This window comes from Mesorhizobium sp. 113-3-3, assembly GCF_016756495.1.
Taxonomy (GTDB): Bacteria; Pseudomonadota; Alphaproteobacteria; order Rhizobiales; family Rhizobiaceae; genus Mesorhizobium.
Map to the genome: position 1 here is coordinate 4840136 of NZ_AP023243.1, position 20080 is coordinate 4860215.

General features: G+C 63.7%; 20 protein-coding genes and 1 pseudogene. 8 read left to right on the forward strand and 13 right to left on the reverse strand.

What is annotated here, in order from left to right:
• Positions 1-6: 6 nt before the first annotated feature.
• The 5 genes from JG746_RS23795 to JG746_RS23815 form a co-directional block, all read right to left on the reverse strand.
• Complete coding sequence (locus tag JG746_RS23795) at positions 7-1164, reverse strand: amino acid ABC transporter permease (protein WP_202354942.1); 1158 nt, start codon at positions 1162-1164, stop codon at positions 7-9.
• Positions 1165-1168: 4 nt separating this feature from the next.
• A complete protein-coding gene (locus JG746_RS23800; RefSeq protein ID WP_202354943.1) occupies positions 1169-2356 on the reverse strand; it encodes an amino acid ABC transporter permease in 1188 nt (395 codons plus the stop codon).
• Positions 2357-2418: 62 nt separating this feature from the next.
• Positions 2419-3447: an amino acid ABC transporter substrate-binding protein gene (locus JG746_RS23805; RefSeq protein WP_202354944.1), complete on the reverse strand. Its 1029-nt coding sequence runs from the start codon at positions 3445-3447 to the stop codon at positions 2419-2421.
• A gap of 382 nt (positions 3448-3829) precedes the next feature.
• A complete protein-coding gene (locus JG746_RS23810; RefSeq protein WP_202354945.1) occupies positions 3830-4720 on the reverse strand; it encodes a DUF2182 domain-containing protein in 891 nt (296 codons plus the stop codon).
• Positions 4721-4729: 9 nt separating this feature from the next.
• Positions 4730-5365 (reverse strand): DUF1326 domain-containing protein, encoded by a 636-nt coding sequence (locus tag JG746_RS23815; protein WP_202354946.1) that lies wholly within the window; start codon positions 5363-5365, stop codon positions 4730-4732.
• 337 nt (positions 5366-5702) lie between these two features.
• On the opposite strand from JG746_RS23815, the gene JG746_RS23820 reads away from it, so the two are divergent.
• The 5 genes from JG746_RS23820 to JG746_RS23840 all read left to right on the forward strand — a co-directional run bounded on the left by JG746_RS23820 (position 5703) and on the right by JG746_RS23840 (position 10045).
• Positions 5703-6881, forward strand: coding sequence for a cystathionine beta-lyase (locus tag JG746_RS23820; protein ID WP_202354947.1), 1179 nt, complete (start codon positions 5703-5705; stop codon positions 6879-6881).
• 225 nt (positions 6882-7106) lie between these two features.
• Positions 7107-8183: an HPP family protein gene (locus tag JG746_RS23825; RefSeq protein ID WP_202354948.1), complete on the forward strand. Its 1077-nt coding sequence runs from the start codon at positions 7107-7109 to the stop codon at positions 8181-8183.
• A 230-nt stretch (positions 8184-8413) separates the two neighbouring features.
• Entirely contained in the window at positions 8414-9100 is a 687-nt protein-coding gene (locus JG746_RS23830; protein ID WP_202354949.1) for an RNA polymerase sigma factor, read from the forward strand.
• A 106-nt stretch (positions 9101-9206) separates the two neighbouring features.
• Positions 9207-9731, forward strand: coding sequence for a DUF4142 domain-containing protein (locus JG746_RS23835; RefSeq protein ID WP_202354950.1), 525 nt, complete (start codon positions 9207-9209; stop codon positions 9729-9731).
• Entirely contained in the window at positions 9728-10045 is a 318-nt protein-coding gene (locus JG746_RS23840) for a cupredoxin domain-containing protein (protein ID WP_202354951.1), read from the forward strand. Before JG746_RS23835 ends, JG746_RS23840 begins: the two co-directional genes overlap by 4 nt.
• A 93-nt stretch (positions 10046-10138) precedes the next feature.
• Here JG746_RS23840 and JG746_RS23845 read toward each other — a convergent pair whose 3' ends face one another.
• Entirely contained in the window at positions 10139-10915 is a 777-nt protein-coding gene (locus JG746_RS23845) for a class I SAM-dependent DNA methyltransferase (protein WP_202354952.1), read from the reverse strand.
• Between the two features lie 135 nt (positions 10916-11050).
• Here JG746_RS23845 and JG746_RS23850 point away from each other — a divergent pair.
• Positions 11051-11266: pseudogene (locus JG746_RS23850) on the forward strand (alpha/beta hydrolase); the annotation flags it as partial.
• A gap of 76 nt (positions 11267-11342) precedes the next feature.
• On the opposite strand, the gene JG746_RS23855 reads toward JG746_RS23850, so the two are convergent.
• Complete coding sequence (locus JG746_RS23855) at positions 11343-12218, reverse strand: crotonase/enoyl-CoA hydratase family protein (protein WP_202354953.1); 876 nt, start codon at positions 12216-12218, stop codon at positions 11343-11345.
• 79 nt (positions 12219-12297) lie between these two features.
• Here JG746_RS23855 and JG746_RS23860 point away from each other — a divergent pair, with 79 nt between their 5' ends.
• Together JG746_RS23860 and JG746_RS23865 are read left to right on the forward strand one after the other, a co-directional pair.
• The gene (locus JG746_RS23860; protein WP_202354954.1) at positions 12298-12882 is read left to right on the forward strand and encodes a TetR/AcrR family transcriptional regulator; all 585 of its coding nucleotides are present in this window, start codon (positions 12298-12300) and stop codon (positions 12880-12882) included.
• A gap of 58 nt (positions 12883-12940) precedes the next feature.
• A complete protein-coding gene (locus JG746_RS23865; protein WP_202354955.1) occupies positions 12941-13657 on the forward strand; it encodes a hypothetical protein in 717 nt (238 codons plus the stop codon).
• On the opposite strand, the gene JG746_RS23870 is transcribed toward JG746_RS23865, so the two are convergent.
• The 6 genes from JG746_RS23870 to JG746_RS23895 form a co-directional block, all read right to left on the reverse strand.
• Positions 13595-14464, reverse strand: a complete 870-nt coding sequence (locus tag JG746_RS23870; RefSeq protein ID WP_202354956.1) for a tetratricopeptide repeat protein — start codon at positions 14462-14464, stop codon at positions 13595-13597. The two genes, JG746_RS23865 and JG746_RS23870, sit on opposite strands and share 63 nt — an antisense overlap.
• Positions 14465-14480: 16 nt before the next feature.
• A complete protein-coding gene (locus JG746_RS23875) occupies positions 14481-15707 on the reverse strand; it encodes an anion transporter (RefSeq protein ID WP_202354957.1) in 1227 nt (408 codons plus the stop codon).
• Positions 15708-15837: 130 nt separating this feature from the next.
• The gene (locus JG746_RS23880) at positions 15838-16800 is read right to left on the reverse strand and encodes a glycosyltransferase family 4 protein (RefSeq protein WP_202354958.1); all 963 of its coding nucleotides are present in this window, start codon (positions 16798-16800) and stop codon (positions 15838-15840) included.
• A gap of 218 nt (positions 16801-17018) precedes the next feature.
• Positions 17019-17807, reverse strand: coding sequence for a GGDEF domain-containing protein (locus JG746_RS23885; protein ID WP_202354959.1), 789 nt, complete (start codon positions 17805-17807; stop codon positions 17019-17021).
• A gap of 124 nt (positions 17808-17931) precedes the next feature.
• Entirely contained in the window at positions 17932-19350 is a 1419-nt protein-coding gene (locus JG746_RS23890) for a sensor histidine kinase (RefSeq protein ID WP_202354960.1), read from the reverse strand.
• Entirely contained in the window at positions 19347-20012 is a 666-nt protein-coding gene (locus JG746_RS23895) for a response regulator transcription factor (protein ID WP_202354961.1), read from the reverse strand. The genes JG746_RS23890 and JG746_RS23895 overlap by 4 nt, the downstream gene beginning before the upstream one ends.
• Positions 20013-20080 lie beyond the last annotated feature (68 nt).

The window sequence follows — 20080 nt, forward strand, 5'->3', positions numbered from 1 at the left end:
CATGCATCAGCGTTTGTGGCCGGTGTCGAGCCGGCGTTCGGTGTACATTGAATAGCGCGACATGCCGAAGCAGAACAGCCAAAAGACGAAGGCGGCGAACACCAGGCCGGACCTGGCCGTCTGCGGCGTCGCCCAATTGGCGTCCGAGAAGTTCTGCTTGACGACGCCGAGCAGGTCGAACATTGAGATGATGAGGACCAGGCTGGTGTCCTTGAACATGCCGATGAACGTGTTGACGATGCCGGGAATGACCAGCTTCAGCGCCTGTGGCAGCACGATCAGCCCCATCTTCTGCCAATAGCCGAGCCCGAGCGAATCGGCGCCTTCATATTGGCCTTTGGGGATCGCCTGCAGGCCGCCGCGTACGACTTCAGCCATATAGGCGGCGGCAAACAGCGACACGCCGATCAGCGCCCGCAGGAACTTGTCGAAGGTGACGCCGGCGGGCAGGAACAGCGGCAGCATGACGCTGACGAAGAACAGGACGGTGATCAGTGGGATGCCACGCACCGTTTCGATGAAGATCACGCACAGCGTCTTGACGATCGGCATTTTCGAGCGCCGGCCGAGCGCCAGCACGGTGCCCAGCGGCAGCGACACGGCAATGCCGACGAAGGACAGGCTGAGCGTGACCAGCAGGCCGCCCCAGCGCGATGTCTCGACATGCGGCAGGCCGAGCACGCCGCCGATCAGCAGGAAGAACGAGACGATCGGCAACACCAGGAAGAGCAGGATGGCGTTCAGGCCCTTGCGCGGCACACGGGGGATCAGCATCGGCACCAAAAGCGCCACGAACAGGATGGCGACCAGGATCGGCCGCCAGCGTTCCTCGATCGGATAGGTGCCGAACATGAACTGGCCAAACTTGGCATTGACGAAGGCCCAGCAGGCGCCGGTCCAGCCATCCGGCTGAATGCCGCCTTGTGCGACGGTCGCGCAGACCGTGCGGTCCGGCCCGGTCCACACGGCATTGATGAACGCCCAGTTGATGACCTGCGGCAGGACCCAGGCAACGATGGCGATGCCAAGGATGGTCATGATGACGTCGCCGACCGTGCCGACCAGGTTCTTGCGCACCCAGGCGACAGGGCCGCTGACGCTGGCTGGCGCGGGCTGCGCCAGGGCCATTTCGGTGCGCACCCAGGACATATCGTGTTCCTGCATGGCTCTACCTTTCCACCAGCGCCATTCTGGCGTTGACCACGTTCATGACGGCCGAGGTCACCAGGCTGAGTATGAGATAGGCGATCATCATGATCAGCACGCCTTCGACCGCCTGTCCGGTCTGGTTCAGCACCGTGCCGGCCGTCGCCGTCAGGTCCGGATAGCCGATGGCGATCGCCAGCGACGAGTTCTTGGTCAGGTTGAGATACTGGCTGGTCAGCGGCGGGATGACGATGCGCATGGCCTGCGGCACGACAACCAGCCGCAAGATCGACCCGGATCGCAGGCCAAGGGCCGCTGCCGCCTCGGTCTGGCCCTTGCTGACCCCCCGGATGCCGGCGCGCACGATCTCGGCGATGAAGGCCGCGGTGTAGCAGGACAGCGCCAGATAGAGCGACAGGAACTCCGGCTTGACCTGAAAACCGCCGGTCAGGTTGAAGGTCGATTGTTTGGGAAGATCGAAGCTCAGCGGAAAGCCGCTCAGCACATAAGCGAGCAATGGCAGTCCGGCGATCAGCGCCACGGCTGTCCAAAACACCGGAAATTGCTGGCCCGTCGCCATCTGCCGCTGGCGCGCCGTGCGGGCGACGAACCACGCCATGGCGATGCCGACAAGCAAGGCGACGAAGATCAGCCAGGAGCCCTCGCCCCAGACCGGGCGGGGAAAGTAGAAGCCACGCTGGTTGAGGAAGGAGCCGAAGGGCAGATGATAGCTGTCACGCGGCGCCGGCAGAACGGCCAGCACGCCGGAATACCAGAAGAAGATGACCAGCAGCGGCGGGATGTTGCGGAAGACCTCGACATACACCGTGCAGATCTTCTGGATCAGCCAGTTCTGCGACAGGCGGCCGATGCCGATGACGAAACCGATGATCGTGGCGGTGATGATGCCGGCCACGGCGACGATGACGGTGTTGATCAGGCCGACGACGATGGCGCGGCCATAGGTCGAGTCCGACGTATAGGCGATCGGCGTGTCCGAAATGTCGAAACCGGCGCGTCCCCTGAGGAAACCGAAGCCCGACGCTATGTGCAGGCGCTGCAGATTGTCGATGACGTTCTGCACGATCCACCAGACGGAGCCGAACAGGACGATGACGACCAGCGTCTGGAAGAAGAGACTGCGGACTTTCGGATCATTGATGAAGGAAGCCCTGCTGGACTCCTCGCGAAGAACTTCCTGCGATGCCATGCGACCGTCCCCTGGAAAGAGAAACCGGAAGGCAGATGTCTGCCTTCCGGATCACATTTCGGTCAGCGGATCGGCGGAGCGTATTGCAGGCCGCCCTTGGTCCACAGCGCATTGATGCCGCGCGCGATCTTGAGCGGGCTGCCCGAACCGACATTGCGATCGAACATTTCGCCGTAGTTGCCGACGGCCTTGACGATGTTGACGACCCAGTCATTGGAGACGCCGAGATCGGTGCCGATCTTGGTGTCGGCTTCCTGGCCGAGAACACGCTTGATCTCCGGGCTGGCCGAGTTCTTCATCTCATCGACATTGGCCTTGGTGATGCCGAGCTCCTCGGCGTCAAGCAGCGCGAAATAGGTCCACTTGACGATATGGTACCACTGGTCGTCGCCCTGGCGCACGGCCGGTCCGAGCGGCTCCTTGGAGATGATCTCGGGCAGCACGACGTGATCGGCCGGCGCGCCCAGCGTCAGGCGGATGCCGTAAAGGCCCGACTGGTCGGTGGTGTAGACGTCGCAGCGGCCGGCATCATAGGCGGCGTTGACCTCTTCGAGCTTTTCGAAGACGACCGGATTGTATTCCATCTTGTTCGCCTTGAAGTAGTCGGCGAGGTTGAGCTCGGTGGTGGTGCCGCTCTGCACGCAGACGGCGGCGCCGGAGAGCTGGAGCGCCGAATTAACGCCCGGCAGCTTCTTGGCGTTGATCATGAAGCCCTGGCCGTCATAGTAGGTGGTGCCGACGAAATTCAGGCCAAGTGCGGTGTCGCGATTGATCGTCCAGGTGGTGTTGCGCGACAGGATGTCGACCTCGCCGGACTGCAGCGCGGTGAAACGCTCCTTGGCGCTGAGCGGCGTGAACTTGACCTTGGTGCCGTCACCGAAGACGGCGGCCGCGACAGCGCGGCAGAAATCCGCGTCGATGCCTTGCCAGTCGCCCTTGTCGTCCGGCGCCGAGAACCCGGCCAGACCCGTCGAGACACCGCACTGGATGAAGCCCTTCGCCTTGACGGTGTCGAGCGTCGTCGCCGACGCGGCCGACGCCATAAATCCGAGCGTAGCGGCCCCAAGGATGCCGATAGCAATATGTTTCATGACCCACAGACCCTTTTCTGTTTTCAGGCAAAACCTGATCTTTTTTCCCGTGTGAACGCAGCTTCCCATTCCAGCCCATTCCCGGAATCCCGCATCGTAACCGACGCGCCGCCTCCCATTCACGAACAGCATCGAAGGCGATAATTCCCGTGAGGTCAAGGGAAATGACCGAATCCGAACGTCTTTGAAAATCGATTGCCCGAAATGCCCGAATTGCAGACAAACGCGCCCGCATTTTAGTCACGGCGCGAATAAAGTCGGCAAAGCGCATTCAACGCAAAGGCGGGCCAGCGGCGTAATCCATCCCTGGCACCAGCCTGACGTCGCTGATCTGGACACCGGATGTATTGGCACGTCCGAAGACTGTCATCGGACCTGGGAGTCAAAGCGCACGAGACATCAACCACACGCCGGCCGCCACCATCAGCGCACCCGAAATGCGCGAGATCAACGGCCCGCTCGTGGCCGTCTTTTCCAGGAGAACGAGGATGGCGATACCGGCAATCCACAGGATATTCATGACGCCGCCGACGAACAGCAGGGCCATCAGCGCCCAGCAGCAGCCCAGACAATAGAGGCCGTGATCGATGCCCAGCCGAATCGCGCCTGATGGCGCGGAACGGAAGCCGCCATGGCTCATCAGGAACCCGATCGGCCCCTGGCATTGGCGCAGGCACGCGCCCTTGATCGGGGTCCATTGATAGAGGCCGGCGGCGATCAGGACGAGGCCTCCGAGGATCGTGCTGTCGGTCGCCATCGAGGGATCGAGCAGGGCCAGGCGGACGAGCAGCCATTGCGCGCCGGTCGCGGCGATGCTGAAGACGATCCAGACGGTGAGATAGCCGGTGAAAAACCATCCGGTCGACGCGATGGGGCGGCCATCCGCCTGCGCCTTGCGGCCGATGCCGGCATAGAGCAGCAACAGCGGCGCGACCGAAGGCGTCATCATGCCGACCATCATCACCGCCCACATGGTGAAGATGAAAGCGAAGTCGGCGGGTGCCCAGGCCCGGAAGCCTGGCGCCACGGCGCCGCCCACATCCATGCCGCTCATGTCCGTGCCACCCATGTCCGTGCCACCCATGTCCGTGGTCGACATGTTCATTCCGGCCATATTGCCGCTCGCTCCGGCCGTCATCGGGGACGCGGGCATGGCCATGTCGATGGCGAGCCACAACACATAGGCCCAGGCGAACACCGCAATCACGACAAGCGCGGCCATCACGACCATACGGTCGCGCCGCAGCACCGCCTCCAGCGCCGTGTCGCCCATCGGATCAGGTCAATGCACGACGCCGCTCTGCGTGAGATGCAGATTGGCGAAATGGCTGTGGGTGTCGGCCAGCTCGAACTTGATCGGGCCGGTCGCCTTGGTCCAGCCGCGACCGATCTCGGCCATTGCGTATTCGAAGCCGTGCGGCAGGTCGATGCGAGCCCGATGCTCCGCGCCGGTGACCGGATTCTTGATCGGCTCGCCGCGACCGTCGGTCACGCCCTTGACATGCAGCCGTCCGGTTCGCGCGTCGACGTCGACCTCGAATTCGATCGGGGCAAAGATCGGGTCATGGAATTTCTCCAGCGTGGTCGAAAACACCTGGAATATCGTCGCGCCGGGTTCGGTGTCCTGTCCGCCCAGTATGCGAAGCAGCGCTTCACGCTGGGCCTCGCTTGCCCTTTCATCGACCACCACCGCTGCTTCGCCCCTGCCCTCATGGATGGCGCCGGGCCAGCGGAAAATCCCGACGAACCGCAATCCATCGAGTTTGGTGGCCCCGTGATGGCCGCTCTCGATTTCCATGCCGGCAACCGCCTGGCAGAAGCCGTGCGTGGGCGCGGCATTGAACTGGCATGGACAGCCATAGGCACAATTGCAGTTGATGAATTCGCGCGCCTTCATCGTCCATTTGACGTCGGGCATGGCATTCCTCCCCTTGCCGCGCTCCTTGAGCGCGATGGCCGGATCGGGGGATCAGGAGGTAACCGGCCAAAAACCATCCGGCAGCATCTGAGGCAACCCGGCGATTAATATTAGGAATTGATTATATATGTTTCACAGCCGCCCACAATAGGTTGACCGGGGGACGGATCGGCTGCGCCGACGATCACTGCCGCACCTTGGGGGGGCTCCCGCCGCAAAGCCGTTCAGGTGGAGAATTGGCATATTCGAAGTCCATCGCTGGCGGACGGCGAGCTGTTGCGCCGCCCATGGCACCGCACTATGGCTAGCGCCTTGTCAAACAAGGCGAAGACGAAGCATGGCTAAGGACGGCAACGAGGTTTCCGGCAAGATGGGCATCAACACGCGATTGGCCCATTCGGGCAACAACCCGCACGACTATTTCGGCTTCGTCAATCCGCCTGTCGTGCACGCCTCGACCGTGCTGTTCCGCAACGCCGCCGCAATGGCGGGCCGCAACCAGAAATACACCTACGGCACGCGCGGCACGCCGACGACGGACGCCCTTGCCCAGGCCATCGACGAGTTGGAGGGATCCGCGGGCACGATCGTGGTGCCGTCGGGCCTCGCGGCGGTGACCATTCCCCTGCTCGCCTTCGTATCGGCCGGCGATCATCTGCTGATCGTCGATAGCGTCTATCATCCGACCCGTAATTTCGCCGACACGATGCTGAAGCGGCTCGGCGTCGAGGTGGAGTACTACGCCCCGGATGTCGGTGCCGGCATCGCGGCGCTGATCAAGCCCAACACCAAAGTGGTGTTCACGGAATCGCCAGCCTCCAATACATTCGAGGTGCAGGACATCCCGGCGATCGCCAAGGCAGCGCATGCGGCTGGCGCCATCGTGATGATGGACAACACCTGGGCGACGCCGCTCTATTTCCGGCCGCTCGACCACGGCGTGGACATTTCCATCCACGCGGCGACGAAGTATCCGGCCGGTCATTCCGACGTGCTGCTCGGCACGGTCTCGGCCAATGAGAGCCACTGGAAGCAGCTCTATGAGAGTTTTTGCACGCTTGGCTGCTGCGCAGGACCCGACGATGTCTACCAGGTGCTGCGCGGCCTGCGCACGATGGGCGTGCGCCTGGAGCATCACCAGCGCAGCGCGCTCGCCATCGCGTCGTGGCTCGAAGGCCAGAAGGGCGTGGCGCGCGTGCTCCACCCTGCCCTTCCCAGCCATCGGGACCACGATTTGTGGAAGCGCGACTTCTGCGGCTCGAGCGGCATCTTTTCCATCGTGCTCGCCGGCGGCGGCCAGAAGGAGCAGCACGCTTTCCTCGACGCGCTGCGGATTTTCGGCCTCGGCTATTCCTGGGGCGGCTATGAAAGCCTTGCGGTGCCGGTCTGGCTCGGCGACCGCGTCGTTGCAAAAGCCCCCTATGAAGGTCCGCTGATCCGCCTGCAGATCGGCCTCGAGGATGTCGACGACCTGAAAGCCGACATTTTGCGCGGGCTGGCCGCGGCGACGGCCTAACCGGCGCGCGCGGGCTGACGGCCGGACAGAATCAGCGGCAGCCGCAAGGCCTTGGCGCTGATGACAAAGCGCGAGCCGCTCACGGCATCCCATCGGGGTGTGGCGCGCAATATTATTCTCCCGAGCCATGACTTCGCGGATTTGTTTGACTTTCAAATCCGCGGGTTCGGCCGCATTGCCTGCTGCACGGCATTTCCGACCAATCCATTTCCAACAAAGCTTGCCATGGCCTTTCGTCTTTTTGTCCCCATCCTTGCCGGCGCAACGCTGCGCGAGCGGCTGCTGGCCTGCATCGGCGCCACGATCGGCATCGCGCTGACCGGCGTGATCAGCGGACTGGCGATGGGCGGCGGCCCGCATGTGGCCCTGCTGGTGGCGCCGATGGGCGCGTCCGCCGTGCTTCTGTTCGCCGTACCAGCGAGCCCGTTGGCGCAGCCCTGGTCGATCATCGGCGGCAATTCCATATCGGCGCTGGTGGGTGTGACCGTGGCGCATTTCATCCATGATCCGGTCATGGCCTCTGGCCTCGCCGTGGCGCTCGCCATCGCTGCCATGTCGTTCACACGCTGCCTGCATCCGCCGGGCGGCGCGGCGGCGCTGACGGCGGTGCTCGGCGGACCGGCCGTGGTCAGCGCCGGATTCCTGTTTCCATTCGTGCCGGTGGCCCTGAATTCGATTATCCTGGTCACGCTCGGCTTGCTTTTCCACAAGCTGGCGCGGCGCAACTACCCGCATGTCGCCGCACCCATAGCCAACAGCCATGGGACCGCCGATCCGCCGGCGCGGCAGCGCGTCGGTTTTCGGCCCGAGGACATCGACGCGGCGCTGACCACGCTCGACGAAACTTTCGACATCGGCCGCGAAGACCTCGAACGGCTTTTGAGACAAGTCGAACTGCAAGCCATGGTGCGCTCGCACCGGACGCTGCTTTGCCAGGACATCATGTCCCGCGACGTGGTTTCGGTGCCCGAGCAGGCCACCGCCGACGAGGCGCGCCGGCAACTGCTCGATCACAACATCCGCACCTTGCCGGTGGTCGACGCGGATGCCAGGCTGGTCGGGGCCGTCGGCCTGCGCGAACTGACCAGGGCCACCGACACGGTGAAGGGCGTGATGTCGAGGGCCGGCACCGCTTCGCCCGACACCCCGGCGATGAGCCTGCTTCCGGTACTGACCGACGGCCGCAGCCACGCCGTGGTCATCGTCGACGGCGAACGGCGTATTCTCGGCCTGATCACCCAGACCGACCTTCTGGCGGCGGCCGCACGCGTGCAGGCCGCAGACAAGGGATTGGCGGCTTAGAGCGTTTCGCCGTTTCACGGAAACAGCGAACCGCTCTAACTGTTTGTTTTGACGCAATTCCCAAGGGAAGCGCTACGCGCTTTTCCCGGGAAACCCGCCCACACTTTTCCTGGAATTGCTTTAATATAGCTGCGCCAGGTTGCCGAAATCCGGGAACCTTTTTCCGGCGGGCGCATCCAACGTGCAGTCAAGCGTCTATTCGGGCGTCTGTTCGGGGAGATCCGATCGCGATGAGCAAGCTCGTAATGCCCGCCACGATGCCCGGAGTGGCCGAGGCCTTCTCCAGCGACCTGCTGCTCGTGCAGCGATCCCTGGCGCGCGACGCGGGCGCCTTCCGCACGATCATCAAGACATACAACCAGCGGCTCTACCGCATCGCGCGCGGCATATTGCGCAATGACGCCGAAGCCGAGGACGTCGTCCAGGAGGCCTATGTCCGCGCCTTCGCCAGCCTGGCGGCATTTCGCGGCGATGCCTCGCTCGCCACCTGGCTGTCGCGCATCGTCATCAACGAGGCGCTCGGCCGCCTGCGCAAGAGGCGCCGCATTGTGGCGATGGCCGAAAACCCGGAAGCGCAAGTCATCCGCTTTCCCCTCAACCCCAGCGACGATCCGGAGCGGACAATGGCGCAGCGGCAGATTCTCGCACTTGTCGAACGGGCGACCGACAGCCTGCCCGACATCTACCGCATGGTCTTCGTGGCGCGCGTCATCGAGGGGCTGAGCATGGAGGAAACCGCCGATCTGCTCGGCGTGCGGCCGGAGACCATCAAGACGAGGCTGCACCGGGCACGTAGCCTGTTGCGCAAGGCGCTGGATGACGAGATCGGCCCGGTGCTGCTCGACGCCTTCCCCTTCGCCGGCCGCCGCTGCGAACGGCTGACCAAGGCCGTGATGGGTCGGCTGGGCTTCGAATGATCCCCTCGCGATTTCCCGGGAACGTTTCTCCCGGCAGCGCATCCAATCAGCGTCAACTGGAAATGTAAGCCCGGCGCTTCCTCGCGGCCGGGCGAAGGAGGATGCCATGTTCACCCGATATACCGCCGCCCTTGCCGCCCTGCTCCTCGTCAGCGCTGCCCCGTTCGCGCAAGCCGCCGACAAGCCGACCGACCCGCAGATCGCCCATATCGCCTACACAGCCGGCGTCCTCGACATCGAGGCGGCCAAGCAGGCGATCAAGACATCGAAGAACAAGGAGGTCGTCGCCTTCGCCAAGGACATGGAGCGCGACCACGAGGCGGTGAACAAACAGGCGCTCGACCTGGTCAAGAAGCTCAAGGTGAAGCCCGAGGACAACGCCACCAGCCAGGCGCTGACCAAGGCGGCGGAAGAAGAACGCGCCAAGCTCGCCAAGCTGAAGGGCGCGGCTTTCGACAAGGCCTATATCGAGAATGAAGTCGCCTACCACAAGCAGGTCAACGGCGCGCTCGAAACGCTGCTCATTCCTTCGGCCAGCAATACCGAGTTGAAGAGCCTGCTCGAGACCGGCCTCAAGATCTTCCAGGGGCATGAGCAGCACGCCGAACATGTCGCCGGCATGCTGAAATGAAATCGGGCGCCTTGATCCGCCTGTCCTGGCTGGCCGTGCTGGCGCTTACCGCGGCGCCGGCGCAGGCCGCAACCATAGAGGTCACCATCGACAAGCTCGTCTTCTCGCCGGCGACCATCGAGGCGAAGGTCGGCGACACGATAGAGTGGGTGAACAAGGACGTGATTGCCCACACGGCCACCGTGAAAGGCGGCTGGGAGGTGATGATCCCGCCGAAGAAGTCGGCAAGCCTGACGTTGAAGACGGCGGGGGCGGTCGACTATTTCTGCCGCTTCCATCCCAACATGAAGGGTCGCGTGAACGTCGCGCCGTGATGCGCGCGGGGTAGCTGCCATAAGCCGGCATCACAAAAAGCCCCTTCCATTGAGGGTCTTTGCGTTACCGCTCTGGTTGGAGCGGATCTGCGTCTATCGCTTTCTGGCGACCACTAAGAAATTCTGAGCAAAGCGCGCTGGGACACCAGCGCGCCTGCATATCGTCTCAACAGGCCCGACCAACATCTCGCAAAGCCTCGGTAGCAGCCACCCGGGTCGCGGCAAAAACCCATAGCCGATGACCCGTTCGACCACAAACCCGTTGGAAACGAGCATCTGGCGATATGCGTGGATGCTTAACGTACTGCGCACGACGCGCCCCTGCAATCGGTTGAGAAAGCGGTAGACCAGACCCATTGGCGAGGTTGCGTTCATGTGGATGTTCGAAACCAGCAACCCACCATCGTTCAAGTGCTCATGAATGGCCGACAGTGCGTCCCGCCTAAGAGTGTCTTCAGCGTTCAGGAAGAACCGAAAAGCTGTGACCACGTCGAATCTTCTGGAAAGGGGGGCAACCGTCAGATCGGCTTCCACCAGTTGGACGTTGCCCGGAACCCGCGCGCAAGCGAGCATGGATTGAGAGACGTCGACGCCGACGACCTCACCAAACAATGGGCCTGCAACAGTTGTGACGCGGCCTGTGCCGCAGGCGAAGTCAAGGCAGCTGCGACCCGGCCCGCCAAGAGGCCTAAGAATGTTTTCAACCAGGGAGCGTTCGATACGCAACCACAAGGCAGCATAGTAGCCGGAACGGTAGGTTTTCGTGTAGTCGGCGCCGTAGCCTGGAGTCTGATGGCTCGATCGGTAATCGCTATAAGCGCTCGCCTCGAATGACCGCTCGGTCAATACATCACCACGAGAACCGTCCATCACAACCACCTCCATTCTGGGGCCGCTAATAGATTTCACTCGTCCTGCTCAATCGTCATGCGTTCACATGACGCGGACCTTACAAAGATGTAAGGAAGGGAGCAGAATTCCGTCTATGTCGGGAGGCCGGGATCCGAGGCGATTGCCTGGCAGTACACGCATGGCGCGCCGGCGTATCCGGTCTCGCCCGACGGCTACTCGCTGGACAGCTTCTATTTCGGACGACCGGGCGCAGAGAAAGTGCAGATCGACCTGCTCGGCGACTACAAGAGCAATGTCGCCCCCTATCCTGCCTTCCACGCCTATTTCCGCACCCACAAGCCGCCGTTCCTTGCGGTGTGCGGTGAAAGTGCTGGGGCAATTGGGGTTCACCGTCGGGGCGAAGTGACGGTGGCCGGCCGGCGGTCTCCCGCCCCGGTATGACGCATCACCTCAACGCTTTGCCCTGACCGGCCGCCTGGTCGAGTCGCAGCGAGGCGCGCCTTGCCTCGTCCGGCCTGGTGACGTGCGTCCAGGAGCCGTCATAGCTGGGCTTGCGCCGCTCGATCCAGGCGGCAAGCCCTTCCCTGAGATCGGCGGTCGGGGCCATGCGGGCGAATTGTTCGGCCTCGACAAGCAGTCCTTCCGCGATGCCGAGGTTGATACCGCGCGCCACCGCGGTGAGAATGCTGGCGAGCGCTGCCGGCGAATGCGTGATGATGCGGCGGGCAAGATCGTGCGCCGCCGGCATAAGCTCGGCATGCGGCACGACCTGATTGACCAGCCCAAGTTCGAGTGCCCGCGGCGGCGGAAACCAGTCGCCCGTCAACAGCAATTCCAGTGCGCGCTTGCGCCCGGCAAGCCGCGGCAGGCGCTGCGTGCCGCCGAAGGTCGGCGGCATTGCAAGGTTGATCTCCGGTTTGGAGAACAGGGCGCGGTCGCTGGCGATCGCCAGCGGCACGGCCTCGGTGATCTCGCAGCCACCGCCGAAGGCAATCCCGTTGACGGCGGCGATGATGGGTTTGCGGAAGGCTTCAAGCCTTGCCGTCAGCCTCTGGCCGCGCAGGACGAAATCGCGCAGCGCCACATCCGTGCCGGCCGCGACGCTCAGTGAGAATTCGTGGATATCGCCACCCGCCGAAAACGCCCGGTCCCCTGCTCCAGTGAGGATGACAGCCCGGATGCTGCCATTGACTTCAATGTCGTCGAGGATCGCGAGCAGGCGATCGATGAGGGCGTAGTTCAGCGCATTGAGCTTTTCCGGACGGTTGAGGGTGAGGATGCTCACCCCGTCGCGGGTCTCGTTCAGGACAAGATCTGCCATTGCTCTTCCTTTCCAGATACGACGGAAAGGGATCACGCTTTCGATTGCGTGTATATTCACTAGTCGGTATACATGACCGATGCCTGAAGCCGCCAGCCCAACCCGCAAACGCATCGTCGATGCCGCGACGAGGCTGTTCTATGCCGAGGGAATCGGCCGGGTCAGCGTCGACGCCATTGCCGAAAAGGCGGGCCTCACCAAGCGCACGCTCTACTACCACTTCAAGAGCAAGGACGACCTGATCGCCGCCTATCTCGACGGGCGCGACCAGCCCAATTTGCGGCAGATGGCCGGCTGGTTCGATGCCGCGGAAGGCGGTGCGGACCGCAAGGTCGAGGCGATCTTCAGCAATCTGGCGCGGGCTGCGCGCCACCCGAAGTGGAAGGGATGCGGTTTCCTGCGCACGGCAGCGGAACTCGCTTCGATGCCCGGCCATCCGGCGGTGAAGGTCGGATCACGCCACAAGTCGAATTTCGAGGCATGGCTGGCCGGCGCGTTGTCCCACCGCGGCGTCAAGGAACCGCAGGCGGTGGCACGCGAGATCGTGCTTTTGATCGATGGTTCGTTTTCGATCATGCTGGTCCACCGCAATCCCGAATATATCGAGGCGGCAGGACGAGCCGCGGCGGCGCTTGTCCGGGCGAGATCGCAGAACAAGGAATGACCAACCGTGGCTTGGAACGCGGCCGGCAAGCATGGTATCGCAATGCCAGGAGGCGTTGATGCGTATCATCTTCCGATGTGATCCGACGTTGATTGAGCATTTGCCGCGCCCGATCCCGGCGCGGGGCGCTCTGCCGGAATGGCTGCGCGCGATGCCCGCCACCGCCTATTCGGCGATCCACGGCCGTGACATTCGGACGCTCAAGCAGTGTCCGCCCGTTGTCGATGCGATGACCTATGGCTTCATGGTCCTGCTGCCATGCGACGTCGTCGTCGACAAGGGCACCTTTTCCTGGGACTGGCAAATTCCAGAACCGCTCACGCAGAACCACCCCAGAGCGCCATTGAGCTTCCACACGCCGGGGCAGCTCGCCGGCAGCCCGTTTGCTACGCCTGGCCAAGCCGCCCTCAAATTCAACAGCTTCTGGACCATCGAGCTCGAGAATGGCTGGTCGCTGTTCGCGACGCATCCGGTCAATCGCGAGGATCTTCCGTTCCGGCTGGTGACCGGCTTGGTGGATTCCGACCGGTTCAGCGATGGCGGCATCAATTTCCCGGCGGTCTGGACGGAACCTGGGTTCTCCGGCGTGCTCCCGAAAGGAACTCCCGTCGCACAATGCTTTGCGGTTCCGCGCGCCGCGCCGCAGCTGGAATACGAGGTGTTCGACGAAGAACGGCAGGCGTCTTATGCGCAGACGGTCGCTAGTGTCCTGTCAACGCCCGGCGTCTACCGCAAGCGGTTTCGCGCCAGGCGGGGGCGCGCCGCCGGCGAGTGAGCGACGCAGCGCTTCCTCATCGAGCCATAACCTGCCGCTCGGCGCCGATGTGAGCGCCATGGCGATGACGCCGAACGTGGATGGGCGCAGACGATAGGCCATCGAATACGCCGCCATGGCCCCGTCGAGGTCGCCGGTTTCCTGCAAGACGACGCCCAGATTGACGGCAGCCTCCGGTGCGTCCGGGTTCATCTCAAGCACACGTCGGTAGGCTTCGGCGGCGCTGCCGAACTTGCGCATGTCCTGACGCACCAGTCCGAGATCGAACCAGGCAGCCGGATGCCCACCGCCGGCGACGGCGCGTTCGAGGAGGGCTTCCGCCTCCAGGGACTCGCCGCGTTCCCACGCAAGGTGCCCCAGGCGTGCCATTGCCTCCTTTGATTTCGGATCCCGTTGCAAGACAAGCGTCCAGCATTCGCGCGCGGCCGAAGCATTGCCTGCCTGGTCGAGGGTACGTGCCCGCTCGACCAGTATCTCCGCCTGTGATGACAGCTTTGCCGCGCGATCCAGCTGTTGCAACGCCGCGTCAAACCGGCCATCGGCCCTGGCAATCCTGCATGCGAGAATCAAGGCGGGCACATTATCCGCACGAGCGGCCAGACTCGTCTCGATGCGCGTGCGGGCCCCCGACAAATCGGCCCTGGCGAACAGGACCGCCGCCAGAAGATGGCAAAGTGCTGGATCGTCCGGGTGCTGCTTCAGGCCCAACTCGCACAGCTGCATTGCCTGGCCGTGATTGCCGGAATTGAAAGCGGCCACCGCACGTCGGATCAGATCGCCGCTTTCGACTTGATTCGTATTCGTCACCGCTTTGCGGCTCCCTCTAGAATCCGAATGCCAGCCATGCCGTGCCGGCGACGAGCGTGATCAGCGTCAGCGGCAGGCCGACCTTGAAGAAGGCACCGAACGACAAGGGTGTGCCGGCGGCCTTGGACTGCTCGGCGACGATCAGGTTGGCGACCGAGCCGAGCAGCGTGAAATTGCCGGCGAGCGTGGAACTCATTGCCACCACCAGCCAGGCCCGCTCCGGGTTTTCCAGCCCGGGTATGAACGGCCGCAGCGCCAGCACCGCCGGCACATTGCTCATGATGTTGGAGAGCACCGCGGTGAAGCCGGACAGGCGCCAGACATCGTCCAGGCCGAGATTCTTGGCCGAGGCGATGAGATCGGGCGTCAGCAGCGTCCTTTCGGCGCCGGCAACCACCACGAACAGGCCGGCGAACATGAACAGCAGCGGGCCGTCGATCTCGCGGTAGATGCGTTCGGGCTTGATGGCGCGGGTGAGCAGGAGAATGGCGCCGCCGATCAAGGCTGCCTTGGCAACGGGGACGCCGGCGAAGAAGGCGAAGGCCAGCCCGATGCAGACGATCACCGCCTTCAGCACCTGGCCGCGATGCATGCGGCCGCGCGAAACATGCGGCGTCAATTCAGCGGTGCGGGTGAATTCGGCGCGATAGACGATGCGCACGATAACGATGACCGCGACGAGGCCGAACAGGGCGACCGGCGCCAGCGCCGCCGAAAAGGCGGGGTAGGAAATGCCTGACAGCGCACCGATGACCATGTTCTGCGGATTGCCGGTAATGGTGGCGACGCTGCCGCAGTTCGACGCGGTGGCGGTGGCGATCAGATAGGGGACCGGGTTGCGGTTGATGACGCGGGTGACGTGGACGACGATCGGCGCCATGACCAGGCAGATGGCGTCGTTGACCAGGAAGGCCGACAGCACGCCGGTGAGCAGCGTCACCATCACCAGCAACATGAACGGTGCGTGCGCGTGTTCGATGGCGATGGCGCCCAGGCCGCGAAAGGCGCCGGAGACCTTCAGATGCGCCACCACGATCATCATGCCGAGCAGAAGCGTGATCGTGTCGAAATTGATGGCGCGGTAGGCGTCCTCCATGCTGATCGCGCCAATGGCGATCATCGCGGCGCCGCCAAGCAGCGCGATGCCAGCCCGGTCGAGACGCAGGCCGGGGATGCGGCCGATGGCGACGCCGGCATAGGTCAGGACCAGGATCAGCAGTGCCGCCGCACCCATCGATGTCATTGGTAAGAAGCTCCGCGCGATCCGGTGGCGCCGATGCGGTCCGCCGATTGATTCTTTTGCATGTCAGCTTTGGCGATGTCGAGATTGATGACGAACGGAGTGGGCAAGCCGTGGTTCCTGCCCGGTATCGCTAACGCCGATAGAAATCCAGCCGCTGTTGCAATTCCTGCGGCGAAAACAGCCTCTCGACGGTCTGCCGCGCTTTCTGGCCCACGTCGGCCCGCAGCGCCGGATCGGCCTTGAGTTCGGTCAGGATTTGCGCCGCCTGCTGCGTCGTCTCGAAGAGAAAACCGTTTTTGCCGTGGCTGATATGGTCGGCATAACCGCCATACGAATGGCAGACCACGGGCAGGCCGCAAGCCATCGCCTCGAACACCACGCGGCCGAACGTCTCCACATGCGAGCCGGTGCGATAGTAGAACACGTCGAGCGTCGGCAGGAACTGTTCGGCGGCGAACTGGCCCTGCGGCAGGAGTTCGAGGTGCGGATGCGGCGCGAGCCTGTCCCTGAGCGGCATGCCGCCCTGGATCCGCACCGCAACGCCATCGGCCAGCAAGGCCTCGTAGAGCGCGACATCGTCGGCATGATGCTTGTCCGCCGTGTCGCGGCTGAGCCGCCCCACCGTGAACGGACCATCCGGCCTTGCCGGTCGTGGTGAAAAACGCCCGATATCGATCGGCGACGGATGCACGACGCCTTCGACCTGCAGCATGCGCTTCTGAAAGTCGGAGATCAGCACCAGCTCGGCGTCGGGCCAGCCCAGCAGGCGCGGCATGCCGGTCGTCAGGCCGATGATCTTCGGGTGAAAGGTGTTGAAGACATAGATCAGCCGGCGTGGCCGGCGGACCAGGTAAGGCCAGATCTTGTTGCGCCAATGCGCGCCGAGGAAGACATAGGTGCCGCCGTCCGGCACGTCGCGCCTAGCCGGCGAGACGCGGCGAATCGGAAATTGCCGCATCAGTTCGTCGGACACGCGCGAAGAGGTTGCCCAAAGGCGCACCTGCTGGTCGACACTCAGCAGCCGGTACAGGTCCATTGTTTCGCGTTCGCTGCCGCCAAACGGGTTCTGAAAGCCGTTGAACAAATGGATCATGATCGCAGCGCTTGCCTGGCCTTGCCCGGGGCCACCCCATCGCTCGTTCGCCGGCATCGAGAAGGTTGTGGCTGCACCGGCGGCCCTGATGATCGAGGAACTCAAGAAAGCAGAAATGTCCGTGGCGATGCCCATACATCACGTCAGCCGGAGGAAGCACACCGACAAGGAAGCGTCAAGGAAGTGGCTACGTCGGCCTCGCGCGCTAAAGGCCGCGGTCAATGCATCGTGGCGGCGCTGGGCTGGGACACCAGTGCGGCTTCCGCCGGGTCGAAACTGACCTGATCGCGGCCATTCGATTTGGCGGCATAGAGCCGTCTGTCGGCGGCGGAGAATATCGCCTCGTACGTCGTCGGGCCGCTGAAGCTGGTGCCGCCGATCGAGACGGAAAGCGGACAGGCGCGGCCGCCGGGCGAAAAGTCCATTTCGCGTATCCGCCGGCGGATGCTTTCGGCAACCAGCCAGGATTGCGAAGGGTCGACACCGGGAAGAAAAACGCCAAACTCCTCGCCGCCGATGCGGCCGACGATATCGCTGCCGCGCAATTGTCCCTTGATCGCCTGGGCGATCAGCTTGAGCGCCTGGTCGCCACAGTCATGGCCGAGGCGGTCGTTGATCGACTTGAAGTGGTCGGCGTCGATGATCAGCAGCGCGCCAGAACGGGTATCCTCCTGCCTGCGGGTCTGCTCGAGATAGGCCTCGACCAGCATCGAGAAGGCGCCGCGGTTCAGCACCGCCGTCAGGCTGTCGGTCGCGGCGATGACGCTGAGGTCGCGCTGCGCTATCGCCAACTGGCGGATCTTCCACATCAGGAAAAACAGGAACGACCCGCCCAGCACCAGGGGCAGCATCAGATCCGTCATTTGTGCCCGCCAGACGGCCTCGGGCGAGAGATAGGGGAAATTGAAGGAATCGACGAAAAACGCCACGGCAATGAAGAATGCCGTGCCGGCGGCGGTGACAGCGATCACCCTGCCCCAGCTGGTCGGCGACAGGTCAAGCTTCATCCATTCCACTCCGTTAGCCGTCGCTACTATGACGTACCAACGCAAACAAAATGATAAGACTTTCCGTTCAATTCGATATCGACAGGCCTCGCGCGAATACGCGAATAGAAGCATCGCCTCGGAGTCAGCGGCTTTGCGGCAAGACCACCCTTGCCCGCAGGCCGCCGCCGGGCGCGCGCGACAGACCGAGACTTCCGCCATAGAGTTCCACGAGTTCAGCGGCGATCGGTAAGCCGAAGCCATGGCCCGGCGTCGCCTCGTCGATGCGGCGTCCTGGCCGCATCACCTCCGGCATCGCCGTCGCGTCGAGACCAGGACCGTCATCATCGATGTCGATGATGACGCGGCTTTCATCAGTGTTTGCCGAAACGATGATGCGCGAACGTGCCCATTTGCAGGCATTGTCGAGCAGGTTGCCGAGGATCTCGTCAAAGTCCTGCATCTCGCTTGCGACCGCGACGTCGGAAGCCGCCGAGACTTCGAAGGTCAAGCCGCGCTCACGGTGGACATTGGCCATCATGCCAGTCAGGTCGGTGAGCCTTTCGGCGACGTTGGTGCTGGAACGGGCGGGGCCGGCCAGCGCCGCGGCCCGAGCGCGGGCCAGATGATGGCGGATCAGCCGCTCCATCAATTCCAGCTGGGCGCGCATTGCGGCGACATCCGCGCCGGGGACGGCCCGAGCCATAGCGCCTGCCGGCCGCTTCTCAAGCGCCAGGCCCAGCGCCGCGAGCGGTGTCTTCAGGCCATGCGCCAGATTGGCAACATGACGCCTGGCGCGCGCCAGACCCTCGGCATTGTTGGCCAGCAGGCTATTGACCTCCTCGACCAACGGCAGGATTTCACTGGGCTGGTCGGTGGAAAGCGCGCTGCGCCTGCCGGCGCGGATGTCGGCCAGCCCTGCGCGTAGGCTGGTGAGCGGACGCAGACCGAGCCGCACCTGTGCCAGCATGGCGCCGACCAGCAGAAGTCCCAGCAGCGCCAGCGCCAGCGCCAGCGGCAGCAGCGCATCACGTAGCGGCCCATAGATGGCGCGATAAGGCGCGGTCGCAGCCACGATCACCGTCTCCGCCCCGACCGGCACATCGAGGATGCGCCAATGCAAGGTCTGGCCATCGGCACCCGCACCATCGGCTGACCTTGGGCGGCCGAGCGAACGCAACGCCCCGAACAGGTCCGGAAGGCCGGGGATATTGTCAAAGCGACCGGGATGGACCGGCGGCAGCTTCATGGCGGCGTGGCCTGCAAGCGAGGCCGAGACAATTTCGACGTTAGGCCCGACCGCTTGCCAGGCCCAGCCAGAGCCCGGGCGGTCGAAAGGCGGTCCGTTCAACGCCGATTTGACCGTAAGCCTGCCGTCGCCATCGCGCTCCAGGGAACCCGCTATCGCAAAGACCTGGCCATCCAGCCGCTGGTCGATCTGGGAGATGACGAAGCGCTGCAGAATTAAGGCGATGGCGATGCCGGCAAGCAAAAGTGCCGCAACAATGGCGACAATTGCCGCCAGCCTCAGCCTGCCCGCCAGCGAGCGCGGGATCAGTCTCATCTCACGGCCGCGGTCAGCCGGTAGCCGAGACCGCGCACCGTCTCAATATGCTGGTGGCCGATCTTGCGGCGCAACCTGGCGACAATCACTTCCAGCGAATTGGAATCGACCTCGGCATCGCCGTCATAGACGCGGTCGAGCAGATCGGTACGCGTCACCACGACCTCCTTTCGCAGGATCAGGCTGGACAGCACGCGCCATTCGAGGCCGGTCAGCTTCAGCGGCAAGCCATCGATCTCGAAACTGCCAAGCTGCGCGTCGAAAGCGAGCGGGCCGCAGATAATTTTCGTCTGCGCGTGACCGGCTGCCCTGCGCACCAGCGCGCGCAGCCGCATGATCAGCTCCTCGGTCCGGAATGGCTTGGTCAGATAATCGTCTGCACCTGCCTTGAAGCCTTCGACCTTTTCCGACCAGCCGTCGCGCGCCGTCAAAATCAACACCGGCAGGTTGCGCCCCGCCGCGCGCCATGCCTTGAGCACCGCCTTGCCTTCGACCCTTGGCAGGCCAAGATCGAGAACGGCGACGTCATAGGTGCCGGTGTCGCCGAGATGCTGACCATCCTCGCCGTTGCGGGCAATGTCGACAACGAAATTCTCGCCGCGAAGCGCCTCGCCCACCTGGCTGGCGATCGATCCGTCGTCCTCGACGAGCAGCACCTTCATTGCATCGATTTTCCCGTATGTGCCTTGACGCCGGCTCCTAAGCCCGCGGTTCCTGTCGGCCCGCTAGA

Excerpts from the sequence above, each read along its gene's own strand:
- JG746_RS23835 (WP_202354950.1), top strand. The coding sequence starts at position 9,207 with ATGTTCACCCGATATACCGCCGCCCTTGCCGCCCTGCTCCTCGTCAGC.
- JG746_RS23810 (WP_202354945.1), bottom strand. The coding sequence starts at position 4,720 with ATGGGCGACACGGCGCTGGAGGCGGTGCTGCGGCGCGACCGTATGGTC.
- JG746_RS23840 (WP_202354951.1), top strand. The coding sequence starts at position 9,728 with ATGAAATCGGGCGCCTTGATCCGCCTGTCCTGGCTGGCCGTGCTGGCG.
- JG746_RS23825 (WP_202354948.1), top strand. The coding sequence starts at position 7,107 with ATGGCCTTTCGTCTTTTTGTCCCCATCCTTGCCGGCGCAACGCTGCGC.
- JG746_RS23845 (WP_202354952.1), bottom strand. The coding sequence starts at position 10,915 with ATGGACGGTTCTCGTGGTGATGTATTGACCGAGCGGTCATTCGAGGCG.
- JG746_RS23895 (WP_202354961.1), bottom strand. The coding sequence starts at position 20,012 with ATGAAGGTGCTGCTCGTCGAGGACGACGGATCGATCGCCAGCCAGGTG.
- JG746_RS23815 (WP_202354946.1), bottom strand. The coding sequence starts at position 5,365 with ATGCCCGACGTCAAATGGACGATGAAGGCGCGCGAATTCATCAACTGC.
- JG746_RS23855 (WP_202354953.1), bottom strand. The coding sequence starts at position 12,218 with ATGGCAGATCTTGTCCTGAACGAGACCCGCGACGGGGTGAGCATCCTC.
- JG746_RS23805 (WP_202354944.1), bottom strand. The coding sequence starts at position 3,447 with ATGAAACATATTGCTATCGGCATCCTTGGGGCCGCTACGCTCGGATTT.
- JG746_RS23800 (WP_202354943.1), bottom strand. The coding sequence starts at position 2,356 with ATGGCATCGCAGGAAGTTCTTCGCGAGGAGTCCAGCAGGGCTTCCTTC.
- JG746_RS23830 (WP_202354949.1), top strand. The coding sequence starts at position 8,414 with ATGAGCAAGCTCGTAATGCCCGCCACGATGCCCGGAGTGGCCGAGGCC.
- JG746_RS23890 (WP_202354960.1), bottom strand. The coding sequence starts at position 19,350 with ATGAGACTGATCCCGCGCTCGCTGGCGGGCAGGCTGAGGCTGGCGGCA.
- JG746_RS23880 (WP_202354958.1), bottom strand. The coding sequence starts at position 16,800 with ATGATCCATTTGTTCAACGGCTTTCAGAACCCGTTTGGCGGCAGCGAA.
- JG746_RS23885 (WP_202354959.1), bottom strand. The coding sequence starts at position 17,807 with ATGAAGCTTGACCTGTCGCCGACCAGCTGGGGCAGGGTGATCGCTGTC.
- JG746_RS23860 (WP_202354954.1), top strand. The coding sequence starts at position 12,298 with ATGCCTGAAGCCGCCAGCCCAACCCGCAAACGCATCGTCGATGCCGCG.
- JG746_RS23875 (WP_202354957.1), bottom strand. The coding sequence starts at position 15,707 with ATGACATCGATGGGTGCGGCGGCACTGCTGATCCTGGTCCTGACCTAT.
- JG746_RS23865 (WP_202354955.1), top strand. The coding sequence starts at position 12,941 with ATGCGTATCATCTTCCGATGTGATCCGACGTTGATTGAGCATTTGCCG.
- JG746_RS23820 (WP_202354947.1), top strand. The coding sequence starts at position 5,703 with ATGGCTAAGGACGGCAACGAGGTTTCCGGCAAGATGGGCATCAACACG.
- JG746_RS23795 (WP_202354942.1), bottom strand. The coding sequence starts at position 1,164 with ATGCAGGAACACGATATGTCCTGGGTGCGCACCGAAATGGCCCTGGCG.